The organism is Nocardiopsis sp. CA-288880 (assembly GCF_050955985.1).
Lineage (GTDB): Bacteria > Actinomycetota > Actinomycetes > Streptosporangiales > Streptosporangiaceae > Nocardiopsis > Nocardiopsis tropica.
The window spans coordinates 1,451,016-1,465,562 of sequence record NZ_CP192105.1 but is presented as its reverse complement, the minus strand read 5'-3'; the positions used below and the strand labels follow the sequence as shown (position 1 = coordinate 1,465,562).

At 68.8% G+C, this 14,547-nt stretch carries 12 protein-coding genes and 1 tRNA gene; 4 read left to right on the top strand and 9 right to left on the bottom strand.

The genetic code is table 11. The annotated features are described in order from the left end of the window. The first annotated feature begins 309 nt into the window (after window positions 1–309). Window positions 310–822: a hypothetical protein gene (locus tag ACQPYD_RS06465; protein WP_433700198.1), complete on the top strand. Its 513-nt coding sequence runs from the start codon at window positions 310–312 to the stop codon at window positions 820–822. On the opposite strand, the gene ACQPYD_RS06460 is transcribed toward ACQPYD_RS06465, so the two are convergent. After that, a complete protein-coding gene (locus ACQPYD_RS06460; RefSeq protein ID WP_433701973.1) occupies window positions 801–1,712 on the bottom strand; it encodes a cobalamin biosynthesis protein in 912 nt (303 codons plus the stop codon). The two genes, ACQPYD_RS06465 and ACQPYD_RS06460, sit on opposite strands and share 22 nt — an antisense overlap. Before the next feature lie 596 nt (window positions 1,713–2,308). Between ACQPYD_RS06460 and ACQPYD_RS06455 the strand changes: the two genes are divergently transcribed. Together ACQPYD_RS06455 and ACQPYD_RS06450 are read left to right on the top strand one after the other, a co-directional pair. Then, window positions 2,309–2,384, top strand: a tRNA-Arg gene (locus ACQPYD_RS06455). 432 nt (window positions 2,385–2,816) lie between these two features. Next, window positions 2,817–4,928, top strand: coding sequence for a WD40 repeat domain-containing serine/threonine protein kinase (locus ACQPYD_RS06450; protein ID WP_433700197.1), 2,112 nt, complete (start codon window positions 2,817–2,819; stop codon window positions 4,926–4,928). A 1,122-nt stretch (window positions 4,929–6,050) separates the two neighbouring features. On the opposite strand, the gene ACQPYD_RS06445 is transcribed toward ACQPYD_RS06450, so the two are convergent. After that, window positions 6,051–6,827 (bottom strand): hypothetical protein, encoded by a 777-nt coding sequence (locus ACQPYD_RS06445; RefSeq protein ID WP_433700196.1) that lies wholly within the window; start codon window positions 6,825–6,827, stop codon window positions 6,051–6,053. Between the two features lie 504 nt (window positions 6,828–7,331). Between ACQPYD_RS06445 and ACQPYD_RS06440 the strand changes: the two genes are divergently transcribed. Beyond that, complete coding sequence (locus ACQPYD_RS06440) at window positions 7,332–8,651, top strand: hypothetical protein (RefSeq protein ID WP_433700195.1); 1,320 nt, start codon at window positions 7,332–7,334, stop codon at window positions 8,649–8,651. Here the strand turns inward: ACQPYD_RS06440 and ACQPYD_RS06435 are convergent. Genes ACQPYD_RS06435 through ACQPYD_RS06405 form a run of 7 tightly spaced genes read right to left on the bottom strand, consistent with a single transcriptional unit; the run spans window position 8,645 to window position 14,399 of the window. Next, a complete protein-coding gene (locus ACQPYD_RS06435) occupies window positions 8,645–9,532 on the bottom strand; it encodes a phosphotransferase enzyme family protein (RefSeq protein WP_433700194.1) in 888 nt (295 codons plus the stop codon). The genes ACQPYD_RS06440 and ACQPYD_RS06435 overlap by 7 nt on opposite strands. A 55-nt stretch (window positions 9,533–9,587) precedes the next feature. Continuing rightward, on the bottom strand, window positions 9,588–10,259 hold the full coding sequence (locus ACQPYD_RS06430; RefSeq protein ID WP_330160898.1) for an HIT family protein: 672 nt from the start codon (window positions 10,257–10,259) through the stop codon (window positions 9,588–9,590). A gap of 29 nt (window positions 10,260–10,288) precedes the next feature. Beyond that, window positions 10,289–11,221, bottom strand: a complete 933-nt coding sequence (locus tag ACQPYD_RS06425) for a DUF2797 domain-containing protein (RefSeq protein WP_433700193.1) — start codon at window positions 11,219–11,221, stop codon at window positions 10,289–10,291. Further along, window positions 11,218–12,237: a hypothetical protein gene (locus tag ACQPYD_RS06420; protein WP_433700192.1), complete on the bottom strand. Its 1,020-nt coding sequence runs from the start codon at window positions 12,235–12,237 to the stop codon at window positions 11,218–11,220. Before ACQPYD_RS06420 ends, ACQPYD_RS06425 begins: the two co-directional genes overlap by 4 nt. Beyond that, a complete protein-coding gene (locus tag ACQPYD_RS06415; protein ID WP_433700191.1) occupies window positions 12,234–12,893 on the bottom strand; it encodes a thymidylate kinase in 660 nt (219 codons plus the stop codon). The genes ACQPYD_RS06420 and ACQPYD_RS06415 overlap by 4 nt, the downstream gene beginning before the upstream one ends. Next, window positions 12,886–13,785, bottom strand: coding sequence for a hypothetical protein (locus ACQPYD_RS06410; protein WP_433700190.1), 900 nt, complete (start codon window positions 13,783–13,785; stop codon window positions 12,886–12,888). Before ACQPYD_RS06410 ends, ACQPYD_RS06415 begins: the two co-directional genes overlap by 8 nt. After that, on the bottom strand, window positions 13,782–14,399 hold the full coding sequence (locus ACQPYD_RS06405) for a pyruvate phosphate dikinase (protein ID WP_433700189.1): 618 nt from the start codon (window positions 14,397–14,399) through the stop codon (window positions 13,782–13,784). The genes ACQPYD_RS06410 and ACQPYD_RS06405 overlap by 4 nt, the downstream gene beginning before the upstream one ends. Window positions 14,400–14,547 lie beyond the last annotated feature (148 nt).

Genomic DNA, 14,547 nt, shown 5'->3' with positions numbered 1-14,547 from the left:
CGGGCGATGGATCAGCGAATGTTACGCACGGGTAAGGAAATCGCGAAAGAGTTTCATGTTTGGCGCACGGGCCGACCGGTGGAACGAGCACGTCCGGGGTTTGGAGTGACCGGCGACACACGCAGGGCAAACCCCCTGGGGGAATCCGCCCCGACGGGCGGACCGGGCGCCGCGGCGTGGCCACAACCGGCCACCGGCCGCCGCGGGTTCCCGTGCCCACCCGGTTCCGGCGCGCGGGACGGGGAACGGAAGCGCACCGGATCCGCCGTCCCCGTCCTCGTCCTCCACGGGCTTTGACACAATCGCGGCATGAACCAGTACCCCGACCCCGGCCCGGGCGAGCCCTGGCACCAGCCCGACGGCCACACACCCGGCTGGGGCCTTCCCCCCGAACAGCACCACGGCGGGGCGATCGAGCCGTACGGCGCCCCCACCGGCGGCTACCAGCCCATGGGGCAGCAGCCCCCGCCGGGATCCGAGGTCCCGCTCGGCACCATCGGCGAGATCGCGTTCTCCCAGAACACCGTGATCACCCCGATCGGGCGCTTCCCCATCAGGGGGACGGTGTGGACGGTGAACGACATGAGCCGCACCGAGAGGACCACCCCCGCCTGGGCGGTCGTCGTGGCGATCCTCGTGTTCTGGTGGACCTGCCTGCTGGGCCTCCTCTTCCTGCTCGTCAAGGAGCAGAAGACCACCGGCCACGTCCAGGTGAGCGTCCAGGGGCACGACAAGCACTACACGACGTCGATCCTGGTGACCCATCCGGCGGTGGTGGGCCAGATCCACCAACAGGTGAACTACGCCCGCAACCTCGCCTGAGCGCCGCGGCCCCGGCCGGCGCGGTCCGTGGCGGCCGCCGTCGCGGCCGCCGTCGCGGCCGCCACGGCGAGCGCGCCCAGGCCGACCGCCTCCGCCAGCCGGACCGCCCTGCGGATGTCCCCGACCCCCGGAGGGGGGCCGTCCCCCATCGTGGGCCGCCGGTCCTCGCGTCCGGCGTAGACGTTGGCCCCGCCCAGCGTCCTCCCCAGCGCCCCGGCGAACGCCGCCTCGCACTGCCCCGCGTTGGGACTCGGGTGCCGGTCGCCGTCCCGCCGCCATACGCGCCACGCCTCGCGCACGCTGCCCCCGACCACGGGCGCCGACAGCGCGGCCAGCACCGCGGTCAGCCTGGCGGGCCCCCACCCGGCGACGTCGTCCAGGCGGGCCGAGGCCGCGCCGAACCGCTCGTAGCGCGGGCTCCGGTGGCCGACCATGGCGTCGAGCGTGTTCACGGCGCGGAAGCCGGCCACCCCGGCCACCCCTCCCAGCGCGCCCCACACCAGGGGCCCCACCACGGCGTCGGAGGTGTTCTCCGCGACCGACTCCACGACCGCACGCGCGACCCCGGCCGCGTCGAGCCCCGAGGGGTCCCGTCCGCACAGGTTCGGGAGGAGTTCACGCGCGCGCTCCAGGTCCGCGCCCTCCAGGGCGTCGGCGATCCGCCCGGCCTCGCGTCCCAGCATGCTCCCGCCCAGGGAGGCCCAGGTCGCGGCCGCCGTCGCCGGCGCTCCCTCCAGGAGGAGCCCCGCACCCACGACGGGCGTCACCGCCCCGGCCGCGAACAGCGCGCCGGAGGCGGCCGAGTCCCGGTAGACCGCCCTCTCCCACCGCCCCACAGCCCGCCCGTACAGGGCGACCGGATGCCCCCGCCGCGGGTCGGGCACCACCATGTCGAGCAGGAACCCCGCCGTCAGTCCAAGAGATCGCACCCGACCACGTTAGCCGCGTCAACGGCAACCCCAACGGACACCAAACCGAGGCAAACATGTGTTTGCCACGCAATGTATTCGCCCATACACCCAGGGCACCTTACAGTCGACGGCGAGGGAGACTCCGGTGCTTGTCGGCTGGGTATCGCTGTCGATCCTGCTGGGGCAGTGGTGGATCTTCTGAACCGCCACAGCCGCCGCACGGCGGCACACACCCCGCAGGACTTCGCGAAACGCCAGCAGCGCAGCACCGCACCCGGAGTTAATCACCGGTAACGTGGTGCACGAGGCCCATAGCAACCGATTTGGTGGAACCCGCGTGGTAACGAGAAGCAACTACGAATCACCGTAGTTGGTCAGACTTTGACCAGGTGTGGGCGACATCGCACGTATACCCTAGAATGTCTGCCCAGGACGCCGACGGCACCACGACACGGGCCCAGCCCGACCGTAGGTCCACCGGCCGTCCCCGCCCCCGCCCCGGCGCGCTGCATCCCACCGGAACCACGGGTCACAACGTGGTCTCGACCTGCCCTGGCGGGCGACAATTGAATCGAGCACCCGTAGCTCAGTGGATAGAGCACCGGACTTCTAATCCGATGGCCGCAGGTTCGAATCCTGCCGGGTGCGCCACAAAACCCCAGGTCATACGGGGTGTTCGAGGACTCCGCGAGGGGTCCTCGTCGTGTTTGGGGGTGCTGTGTGCTCCTGGTGTGCTCCCCGGTGCAGGGTGAGTGCAGGTGGGGGTCGACCTCGCGGAACACTTTGCCGTCCCGTGACCGTGGCGACGGCGCCCCGCGTCCGTCCACCAGCGCCCCACAGCCGGTCCGGCACCGCTGCGCAGGGCCCCTAGGGGCTGGCGCGCTCCACTGCCCCACCGGCCGTATAAAGCCGTTTTCGTCGAAACCCCTTACCCCGCAGGGGTTCACACGCCACAATCAGATGGCGTGAGACAAGACCGGGCGAACCAGATCAGTACCCCCCTCCCCGGACTACGGGACCACAATCTCCTTACCTGACACACCAGGCGCACCACCAGTCCCTTCCCCCGGCAGAGAGCCCCTCGTGGAACCCCTTCACCCCACCGACCCATCCCACATCGGCAGATACCGCCTCACCGCACGCCTGGGCGCAGGCGGCATGGGACAGGTCTACCTCGCCCGCACACCCTCCGGCCGCACGCTCGTCGTCAAGGTCATCCATCCCGAGCTCGCCCAGGAAGAGGGCTTCCGAACCAGGTTCGCCCGCGAAGCCGACGCCGCACGCCGCGTCGGCGGGTTCCACACCGCCCAGGTCGTGGACGCCGACCCCCACGCCGAAGCGCCCTGGATCGCCACCGCCCACATCCCCGGCCCCACCCTGGAACGGGCCGTCCGCGACCACGGACCCATCACCCAACCCGCACTACACGTCCTGGCGGTCGGGCTTGCCGAAGGCCTCGACGCCATCCACACCTGTGACCTCGTCCACCGAGACCTCAAACCCGCCAACATCATCCTCGCCGACGACGGACCCCGCATCATCGACTTCGGCATCGCCCGCCCCCTGGACGCCGACAGCATGACCACCCACGGCGCCGTCTTCGGAACCCTGCCCTACATGTCACCCGAACAGACCAACGGCTCCCGCGTCGGCCCAGCCTCAGACATGTTCTCTCTCGGCACGGTACTGGCCTACGCCGCCACCGGCACCAACCCCTTCTCAGGGGCCACCATGGCCGAAACCGTACACCGCCTCATCAGCCCCCCGCCCGATCCCGGCGACGTCGACGTCAATGTGCGGGACCTGGTCATCGCGTGCTGGAACCATCACCCCGATCAGCGGCCCAACCCCGATCACATCCTCGTCGGTTTCAAGGGGCTCGACCTCGACGGGTCCTGGCCTCCGCCCCACGCCACTGGCCCCTCTTGGACAGAACCGACCGGTGATTCCCCGTCCGCACTACCGGACACCGGCATTCTGGGGACATCAAGTCCCCGCCCGCCCGGTGTCCCTTCTCCCGACAGCGTCGAGACCGAACTTCAAGGTCTCCCGCGCCGCACAAAGGTGATCCGAACACGGCCGTCCCCTGAAAAGACGACGGATTTTCTGCGCCCCGATTCCACAGTCAATGAACCCCACGGCCCGAACCCTGGGGGACTATCACGGCTGCAGAGGATGGGGATCCTCGTGGTAGTAGTCGCAGCGGTCATCGGTGTCCTCTTCCTGCGTGACACCGAAGAACCCGATCCGACAGCAGAGTTCAGCGTGACAGACAACGCCAGCCCGACGACCGAGCCCGATCCGACCGAGCCCAGCACGACCCTTAATGGACACGAAGACTTCGTGTGGTCGGTGGCGTTCAGCCCCGACGGCAGCCTGCTCGCCACCGGCAGCACCGATGAGACCGCGCGACTCTGGGACACTAATACCGGCGAACACATCACCACACTCGAAGGACACGAAGGAAACGTGACCTCGGTGGCGTTCAGCCCCGACGGCAACCTGCTCGCCACCGGCGGCGACGACAACACTGTACGGCTGTGGGACACCAACAGCGGAGAACACACCACCACACTCGAAGAACACGAAGGAAACGTGACCTCGGTGGCGTTCAGCCCCGACGGCAACCTGCTCGCCACCGGCAGCGGCGGGACCGCGCGACTCTGGAACACCAATACCGGCGAACACACCACCACACTCGAAGGACACGAAGGAAACGTGACCTCGGTGGCGTTCAGCCCCGACGGCAACCTGCTCGCCACCGGCAGCGACGACCACACCGTACGGCTGTGGGACACCAACAGCGGAGAACACACCACCACACTCGAAAAACAGGATGGAGGAGTGAATTCGGTGGCGTTCAGCCCAAACGGCACCACTCTCGCCGTCGGCGGCAGTAGTCATCCTATCGACGGCACTGTACAGCTGTGGGACATCGAGACTGGCGAGGCCACCACCACCTTCACTGAAGTGGACACCATGATGGAGTCGGTGGCGTTCAGCCCGGACAGCACCACCCTCGCCGCTGTAGGCGACGGCTACGCCCCACGGCTCTGGAACATTGACACCGGCGCGCTCATCACTACCTTCGAAGGACACGAAGGAAACGTGACCTCGGTGGCGTTCAGCCCCGACGGCAGCCTGTTCGCCACCGGTGGCACCGATGGCACCGCACGGTTGTGGTCGCTCGACTGAGCACCGGACGCACAGAGATGTCTCGAAACCCGGCCTGATGAAAAGCTCTCTATGTCCCATCAAATGGTGCCTCACCACCAGGGTCACACCACCTGAAGGCGGACCGTTCAGCTCAACGGCTACACATATAGGGTTCAGGCCCAGGGGACCTTTGATCCGATGGTCGACCGACTCCAGGCATGAGGAAACCCCAGGCCAGAACGGATGAAACCGCACCCTCACCTGGAACTGAAGGCTCTGCCGTGCTCCTGGTGTGCTCCCAAGTACCGGATACTTCACCGGAACCGAACCGGGGACCTCGACGCACCGTGTAGCAGTGCAGCGGTCGCCTCAGCCCCTCAAGGGCACCACCTGGCAAGTTTCCAGCGTGAAGTGCGTGGTGCAGGGCCCCTGTGTGGCCCAGCCCTCTTCACGTCCACGCTTGCGGTCAACAACATCGAGACACCTCCGCTTCGCGCGAGAGCCAGGCATCCATGCTCGATCTCGCCGTGCCGGCCACGTGGGGACGGCAACAGACCTACTGACTCCTCTCCCCCACGGACCCTTGCCACATATGCACACTTTGCCTCTTTCGTTGAATATGGCGACCGGTGCACCCATGCATTCCCAGAACTGCCATTCACAAGACAGTTCCATCCAACCAAGAAACACTGGACACTACCTTCCATACACCTCTTCAGGGAGTACTCAACAGAAGCCAAGACTGGGTAAGAGCAACCGCGCGAGACAGGATGAAAAGACAACATGCAGTGCGGATCGGCCGACAGGCGGACCTGCACCCGCCGCCCCCTACGCGAAGTTGACTACCCACAGGGCAAGAGTCTGGACATGATGCACATCCCAAGAACTACCACCGACCTGCAGAAACGCCTGATTCAGAGGGGTCCACAGAGCTGGAGGGGACGTTGGAGGGATCGGTGGAGGGGTCGTTGGAGTACTGAATCACCGCTACTCACACAACTCTCACCTGACCCGACCCAGGGATGAATCACCACCTTGAGCAGGTGATGGAAAAGCATCGGGAAGCAGGGCTTAGAAATCCTGGAAGAGCATCGTTCGCGTGACTTTCAGGCAGCGCCCAGAAGAGAACACGAACGCGCTCGAAAATGCAAGCCCCGACCTCTAATCCTCAGCTTGGCCCTCTTGTTCGGATCGGGCTTTGTTCACCCTCTCCCTGATGAGCTCTCCGCTGACCCCGAACTCCCGCGCCAGAGCCGCGTAGGTCCCCCCGGACTCGAAGCGGGCCAGCAGCTCCCTGTCGGACACCCCCAGGTCCTTGGGCGGCCGGTGTCCCCTGCGGGAGACAGTGCCCGCAACCTTGCGCTTCAGGACCCGCTGCTTGCGCAAGCGCACCAGGTACATCACGTTCTGGTGCCGCGCCCCGGGCCGGTCGTACCCCCACATCCGCGAAGGCGTCTCGCCCTCGTGCCACAGGGCGAAGAACGCCCGCCTGGCCCGGCGCAGCGCCCGGGTGAACGCCTCGGAGTCCATGTTCACCGCCTGTTCGGCCCGGCGACGGTCCTGGTGCTCGGCCAAGGCGGAGAGCACCAGGCGATGGGCGGGGGTGAGCGCGATCCAGATCTGTGCCAGGGCGAGGCGGTCCACGACGAGGTCCTCGTGGGAGTGGGCCGGGGACGAGGCACTGGTCCAGTAGCGCACGAACGCCCGCGACACCAACGCCTTGTCCTTGCCGCCCAGGCCGTGGGTCTTGAGATCCTGGTAGTGCTGGGCCTTCATCGCCTTCCATCCGATGGCGACCAGCTCCGTCTCCTCCGGACGCCGGTCCGCCAGGCGCAGGTGCTCGGTGATGGCCTCCCACGCGGTCTCGGCCCGGTCGGTCATCGCCATGCCGTTCACCCAGTGGCACTCCCGGGCCGCCCACACCGCCAGCCGCACCACCTGGAATGCCGTATACCCGTGCCCCACCTGGTCATCGGCCCGCGGTTGGGGCAACACCGCACCGAACTCGCTCGACCCGTACCTGGCGCGGGTCCTGAAACGGGATGCGCCGACCGTGCCTTCCTGTGCTTCGGGCTGGGCCGGGGACGAACCGGTGAGGTGCCGGCACGTGGACCCGGAGTTGTCCGAAGACCCGGTTATGGGTGCGGAGCCCGGTTCCTCCCCGCTTCGTGCCCGCCGGGTGTCGGGAAATTCGAGTCGCGTTGTGGAAGTCATGGGGCCACTGTCCGGAGAAATCGCTGACATCCCCATGACGGTGCGGGCATGGTGGTGATGACAGGCCGGTCATGGTCTGTCAGGCGGTGGCACCCGTAGGCTTCGGACTTCTCCGCCCGCCCCCGAGAAGCCGAGTGGAAAGCACCCGTGTTCTGCGGTAACTGTGGCCGAAACCGAGCGACCGACGACTGTTCGTGCGTTCCCGCGCGGTTCTGGCGCCTTCCCCCTGTGCAGCGTGCCGTGTCCGAGCAGGACGCCAACGCCCTGGTCCGACTGCTCTTGAGGCACACCACGCTCGCGCAGGACGCGATCGCGCGGATGTGCGACCTGTCCCAGACCATGGTGTCCCGGGTCCTGAGCGGCCAGCGTGAGCTACGCCGGCCAGCGACCGTTCGACGCGTCGTCGAGGGCATCACCCAGGGCTTCCGGATCCCCGCCCCTGAGATGGTGTCGGTTCCGCCCGGACTCGGTCTGGGCCTGAACGAGTCCCCGGACCGGACGGCCTCTCTTCTCGAACAACTGGCGCATGCGGACGCCCAGGACGTACCGGGGATGGAGGAGGGACCGACAGCCTCGGCCATGAGTGCTGCGGTGCTCTCGTGGCTCGTGCGAGACGCCTCCACCCAGGAAAGCGCTGCGGTTGACGAGGGCCCTGTGGCGGCGGTCCGGGCCGCGACCGCAGCGTTCGGCGCCCTGGACAACCGGTTCGGTGGCGAGAACGCCAGGACCACGGCGGTGCACTACCTCAACGACACCGTCGTCCCCCTCCTCCGGCAGTCGCACGCGGAAGCGGTACGGCGGTCGTTGTTCACGGTGGCGGCCGAGTTCGTCCTCTCCATCGCCTGGATGTCCTACGACGCCCAGCGCAACGGCGCCGCCCGCCGGTACTTCGTCCAGGCCCTGGACCTGGCCGCGCACGCCGAGGACCGGCTGCTGGGGGCGAGCGTGTTGTCCGCGATGAGCCACCAGGCCAACTACCTGGGCGCGCACGCCGAGGCCCGCGACCTGGCGCGCGCTGCCCTCACCGGAGCTGGAACTCGCGCGACGGCGACGATGCGCTCCCAGTTCCTGATGATGGAGGCCCGTGCCCACGCCGCCCGCAAGAACAGGAGCGACTGCTTCCGGGCGATGGGCGAGGCCGAGCGGGCGTTCGGAAGCCGCGAACCCGACACGGACCCCGTGTGGATCAGGTACTTCGACCACTCGGAGTACTCCGACGAGGTCGCGCACTGCCACCGGGACCTCGGACACGCACACGTCGCCCGCCGCCTGGCAGAGCAGAGCCTGGCCGCCTCCATCGGTGACGAATACGCGCGCAGCCGGGTGTTCACCCGCCTGGTGTTGGCTACGGCCGTCCTCGGCCAGGGTGAGGTGGAGGAGGCCAGCCACATCGGTGAGCAGGCGGTCCCCCTGGTCCAGGCGACCTCGTCGGCGCGGTGCGCCGGGTACCTGGATGACTTCGCGAAGCAGGTACTCCCCCACCGGGACCAGCCCGGGGCGGCGCGGTTCCTGCGACAGGCGCACGCCGTGGTGGCCGCCGGTCAGTAGGGGTGCCAGGACCGGGGGCGCCCGGGATCACCCAGGTCGACGACGCGCCGGTCGATCTCGGCGTCGATCTCGGGACTCTCGCCGCCCTTCTGCGCGAGCCAGGTGGTCATGCGCAGCTCGCGGACCGCCTTGTGGAGCGGGTAACCGTCCCATGCGGTGACGTCGAAGCCGTAGGCGTCGCAGAAGTCGGCGTACTCGGCGTCGGTGTGCCAGCCCAGGTCCCGGTACAGGGCGGTCAGGACCAGGTCCCATTCGGGCGGGCCCCAGCAGATGCCGTCCAGGTCGAAGAGCACGACCCCGTGGTCGGTGGCCAGCACGTTGCCGATGTTGGCGTCGCCGTGGATGACGTGTCGTCCCAGGACCGGGCGCACCGTGGGAAGGCGCTGGGCCAGATCGCGGTGGACCCGGTGCAGTTGGTCGCACTGGGGACCGGTGAGCCGGGGCGCGGTGTCGATGCGCTCGCGGATCCGGTCGAAGGGGTCTAGGTCGGGCAGTTCCAGATCGGACGGCGGGGCGAGCTGGTGCAGGAAGCCCAGGAGCACGGCCAGTTCTCGGGGGACGGTCCACTCTCCGTCCACCCCTTCCCAGAGGGTGACGACGGTACCCTCGGCCGGGACGGGCTGCTCACCCGGGAGGGGGCGGCTCACCGGCATCCCCTGGTCGGCGAGCCAGCGTGCGGCGCGCACCTCGCGGGCGGCCTCCGGGGTCCGGCCGGCGGAGCGCTCGACGCGGGCGATCACCCTGCCGCCGTCGAGGCGGAAGACGGCCCGCTCCCCCGCCCGGATCAGCTCGGGTTCCTGGGATGGGGTGAGGCCCATGGAGTCGGCGGCGGTGTGGACGGCGCGGGTCGCGCGCCGCACGAAGTCCTCGGTGTGAACCACGCGCCCCAGCCTACGCCGGGGCACCGGTTCCGCCTTCGTGAGCGGAGATTGGGTGTCAGCCCGCGGCAAGGAGGCTGCTCATGCGTTGCACCCGGTCGGTCTGGGGGAAGGTGAGCCAGTCCCATTCGCCTTCCTCAGCTCCCATCCAGGAGGCCAGGCAGCGGCGGAAGAACTGTGAGGGCGCTCCGGTGGCGGTGCCGATCCAGTCCTGTCCGGGTGTGCCCAAGGCAAGGTAGGAGCGCTGTCGGTCCTCTACCAGGTGGCGGGCGGCACCGATCCAGTCCGGGCAGGGGCGCATGGTGACGGGTGCGGGGATCTGGCTGAGGAAGGCCTGGGGGTCGCGGTCGGTGGCCACGACGTGGATGTGGGTGTGGTCGTAGCAGGCGCCTCCCTTGTCGCGGAAGTCGAGGCTGCCGTGTTCGAAGACGAGGCTGTCCAGGCCGCTGCGCCTGCGGACGAGGTCGGTGACCTGCGGGATGAGGGTGCGCAGGTCGGCGCGTTCGGCGTCGTCGAGCCAGCCCACGGACAGGGTGTGGCGCTTGGAGACGATGAGCAGGTACCAGTCGGTCAGGGCGCCGATGCAGGGCATGACGGCGAAGTGGTCGGTCTCGTGGACCACGTAGTCGGAGCGGGCGCGTGCCAGGCCCAGGTCGTAGAAGAGGTTGGAGTCGTCGCCTCCTTCGACTTCGCAGCAGAAGGTGCAGATCTCGCGCAGGGTGTCGTCCACGGATCTCCTTTTCGCGGGCAGGGCCGGGTTCAGAACAGGGTCGGGGCGCTGGTGGGCGCGTCCTCGGGGGTGGCGGGGACGAGTCGGCGGCTGATGAGCGCGGTGAGATCGGCGCAGTAGCGGGCGGCGTCGGGTCCTGGTTCGGTGGTGAACAGGGCGACGGGTCCGCTGGCTCCGGTGACGCGCAGGTGGTGGGTGCCCTCGGTGAGGTCTGCGGGGTGGGCCAGGACCGGGGCGGCATCGAAGACGGTCGTGGCGCACGCGGGGCGGGCCCACGGTTCCGGATCGGGGAACACCTCGGTGCCCGGCTGGTCCGCGGTGATCGTGGCCAGGTAGGCGGTGGCCTCGGCGGCGAGTTCGGTGAGCCGGGTCGTGAGCACGGCGGTGTCCACCCGGTTCTGGAGGCCGAGGACCTTGCGGCGGGTCGGTACCTGTTGGGGCAGGCCGAGGTGTCGGGAGACGGCGGACTCCAGGGTTCGGACGGCGATGCCGTCGCAGGTGCGCGCGATGTAGACGGCGGCGACGGGGCCCTGTTCGGCCAGGCGGCTGCGTCGGCGGGATTCGGCGGCGGTGCCGACCTTGGTCATCCCGTTGGCGAAGACGTCGAGGTAGAGCCAGTGCGGCTGCTGGAGGTAGTCGCGGATGTTGTCCGGCAGAGCGTGCGGGTTGTGGTGGGCCTGGTGGGCTGCGACGAAGCCTTCCTTGTACTGGCAGCGTCGGCACTGTCGTCCCCTGGTGACGGTTTCGCCGGTGCGGCACCGCACGTGCCTGCCCTCGGAGCCGGTGAGGTCAAACCAGCCGACGCAGTAGCGCTCGTCGCCATTCACGCGGAAAGTGTGCTCGCACAAGAGGGGGAGGAGCTGGCTGCCGCCAGGGGCGGCGGGGTCGGTGGTGCGCAGACGCGGTGTGTCCGGTGCGCTCCAGTCCAGGCCGAGGACGGTGACGGGTGCGGTGATGGTCATGGCAGGCTCCGGTGCAGGATGGTCTCGATGTCGTGCAGGCAGCGGCGGCGCCCGGTGGCCACGGGTGCGGCGCGCTCGCCGTAGAGGCCGTGTTCGTAGGTGCCGCACAGGTTGTCGGTGACGATGTGCAGGTAGTCGAAGGTGACGCCGGCGGTGGTGGCGGCGCGGGCCATGTGGCCGATCTCGGGGTCCACGACGTCGAAGTCCGCCCTGTGGGCCTCGAACCAGGTGCGGGTTTCGTCCAGCACGCTGGGAACGGTGGCATGCCGTACGCCGGAGCGGAGGGTGGCGGGCGCCTGGGCGAGGTCCAAGGCGCTGTTCCAGGTGAGATGGCGGCCCTCGATGCGGGTGGTGGTGCCGGTGACGACGAGGGTGTTGGGGGCCATGTCCGGCTGGAGCCCGCCGAGTTTGCCGACGTAGACCACTCCCCCGGTGTGCCCGCGTGCGGCCAGGGCGGTGACCAGGTCTCCGGCGAGGTCGCCCCAGAAGCTGAACTCGCAGCCCAGGAGGAGGACGGTGGCGTTGCCGACGCGGGCGGTGCGCCAGCCGAACCCGGGCCGGTGGGCCCAGGCGGTGGTGCGGTCGCGGAGGAGGGGTTCGACGTAGCCGAGGATCACCCGGTCGCTGGCGGGCAGGTGTGCGGGGAGCCAGTAGTTCATGAACTCCAGGCCCTGTCCCGGCGCCGGGGGTTCCGTGGTGACGTCGGCGGGGAGCCCGGTGAGTGCGCAGGCCGCGCGGATGAGCTGGGTGTAGTGGTGGGCGTAGTCGAGGCCCGGTGGAACCACGCAGTGCAGGACCCGGTCGGCGACGGTGAAGTAGGGGCGGCGCCAGTTGAACCGTTTCCCCTCGCGTTTGTCCCCGCCGAGGAGGAAGGACAGGGAGCGGTTGGGGTAGACCCAGGCTCTGCCGTTGGTGGCAGTGAGCAGGTCGACCGGGACCTTGGGGAGCACGTAGTCGGCCAGTCTCTTCCCCATCGTGTGACCGGTGGGAACGGCCGCGGGCGCGGTGGTGGTCATGGCGCGGCCTTCTTGTGGAGAAGGGACAGCAGGTGCTCGGCACCGGATCCGCTGTCCATGGTGTGGACGGGAGCGGGGTGGGCGGTGAGGAGCGGGCCCAGGGCGAGGTCGGTGCGGGTCTGGTAGTCAGTGAAGCTCCGCGCGGACGTGGTCGCCTCACTGGTGACGAAGGCTCCGTGTTCGGAGGGCTTGGAGTTTCCGTGGCGGCGGGCCGCGGCCAGGTACGTGGGGGTGGACAGCTTGGCGATGTGGTCCGGTTGGGGAAGGGCCGAGAACACCCGCGCGGCCAGGTCCTCCAGCCGCTCGTCGCCGGAAAGCGTCATCCGGGCCTGGTGCTTGAAATACCAGCCGTCGACCACCACGGAATGGCCGCAGGAGAGCGCGGGTGCCACGTGGACGTGGTGGAACAGCTCGTACCAGGCGGCGAGGGTGTACAGCCAATAGCGGGCCGGGTAGTGCCACACGGGCTCGGCGTGGTCGTAGCCCCAGGTGAGGCGGTGCATCGCTGACAGGCGTTCGTCCGCCCGGGGGTCGCCTGACGTGGGGAGGGTGTCCTTGCGGAGAACGACCGCTTCGCGGGTGCTGTCGGTGAGGCGGGACAGGAGGTGACTCTTGCCCGCTCCGTCGATGCCTTCGACCACCCAGAACTCACCCATGGGCGCTCCTCACGGAGATTCCGGCCTCGCGGAGGTTGATGGCCAGGTGGGAGAGCAGCCCGGAACGCAGGTAGACCTCGCTGGTCCCCGCCTCCCGCAAGCGGCTGAGGAAGCGGGTGAGCTGGGCGTGCTGCTCACGTGCGAGAGACACGTCGAGCAGCAGCGGACCACTGGGAATCGGTCCGTTCGTCGAGTTCAGGACCGCGACCGCAGGGCTGGGTGTGTTCTCGTTCCCCGTCCAGCTCTCGCGGTGGGGCACTGTGCTGCGGAGGTTCTGCGGGGAGAGCCCGAAGCGGGTGGAGTAGTGCAGCTTGAGCCCGAAGGAATGACCGAGGCCCCGGAGCAGAGCGGCCAGGTCGCGGCGACGGCCGCGGACCCACTCCACGACCATGGCGACCTGCCAGTCGTCCACCTGGGCGGAGCTCTCGTAGAGGCCACGGAGGAGGTCGTGGAACCTCGCCGCCTGAGCGGTTCCGGTGTCGAGGGCCGTGAGGTCGACTCGATCACCTTGGACACCGACCATGGCCGGGGTGAGCTGGTTGTCCAGCTCCCAGATACCGGGGATGATCTCGGCTATCTCCAAGCCGTCGTAGACGGCCAGCTCGACGGAGAACAGCACCTGGTCGTAGGGCTGAACCAACGCGGACAATGACGGTGGCAGTTCGTTGATCCACGCCGCCGCGGCTTCAGCGTCCACACCGACCAGACGTGGCAGGTTCCGCTCCTCGGTCTCGGATGCGGTCCGGACAACGAGTGCCTCGCCGGTGCCTACACCGCTACGGATCATCCGGGCCGTCACCCGCCCCGGGCTGCGGTAGACCTGGACGGGCATGCGCAGCAGCCCGTGGTTCCGCAGGGTTGTCATGGTGTCGAGCTTGCTCATCGCGCTCATGCGGCGCGCTCCAGGAGGCTCCTGGTGATCGGGCGGACCTGGAGCACGACGACCCCAGCGCCGGTCCACGCCCACTCCACGTCGACTCCGAAGCCGAAGTGCTCGTGCAGGAGGCGACACGTGCGGAGCAGACGACGGGTCAGCAGCATCCCCGGGATGGGCAACTCCTGGGTCGTGATGTGGAAGCGGTTCCCCTCCACCCGAGCGCGTGCTTGAGGCGGACGGCCGGCAGTGATGCCGTCGGTGTGCCGGGCCGCCTCCACCGTCAGGTGACCGTCCTCATAGAAGGCCACACCATAGAGGGGCGCCTCGATCTGTTCCTGCACCATGACGCAGGCCCCGTCACTACCGCCGAGGTTCTCAGCGGTGAGGAGATCCTGGTCGATGGTGCGCAACAGCGCCGAGGCGTCGGGCGGGCAGTTCAGCAGGGAGAGGGTGCGGCCCGCCTGTGCGCTTTCCTCGAGGTCCTCGTGTGCGCTGGTCCGGAGCACCACGCGGCGGGGGCGGTACAGGCGGAGCCAGGTGTTGGTCGCGTTCACCGCCTCGGCCGTCGCTCGCGACAGGTCCTCGGCCCGAAGGCACAACGCGGGCGGCACCGAGATTCCGAGTTCCACGGCCTCACTCAGCCGGGCAGCTTTGAAGCCCCAGTGGTCGGCGTTCAGCCGTCGAGTCAGCAGGTCAGCCACCATCGGTGCACCCGCCCGAGCCGAGCCGCGTCAGAGCGGGGGTTCCTTCTTCGAATCCATCCATGCGCCCACTGTG

Coding starts and splice junctions, on each gene's coding strand:
- ACQPYD_RS06465 (WP_433700198.1), top strand. CDS start 310: ATGAACCAGTACCCCGACCCCGGCCCGGGCGAGCCCTGGCACCAGCCC.
- ACQPYD_RS06460 (WP_433701973.1), bottom strand. CDS start 1,712: ATGGTGGTGCCCGACCCGCGGCGGGGGCATCCGGTCGCCCTGTACGGG.
- ACQPYD_RS06425 (WP_433700193.1), bottom strand. CDS start 11,221: ATGACCATCACCGCACCCGTCACCGTCCTCGGCCTGGACTGGAGCGCA.
- ACQPYD_RS06420 (WP_433700192.1), bottom strand. CDS start 12,237: ATGACCACCACCGCGCCCGCGGCCGTTCCCACCGGTCACACGATGGGG.
- ACQPYD_RS06415 (WP_433700191.1), bottom strand. CDS start 12,893: ATGGGTGAGTTCTGGGTGGTCGAAGGCATCGACGGAGCGGGCAAGAGT.
- ACQPYD_RS06410 (WP_433700190.1), bottom strand. CDS start 13,785: ATGAGCGCGATGAGCAAGCTCGACACCATGACAACCCTGCGGAACCAC.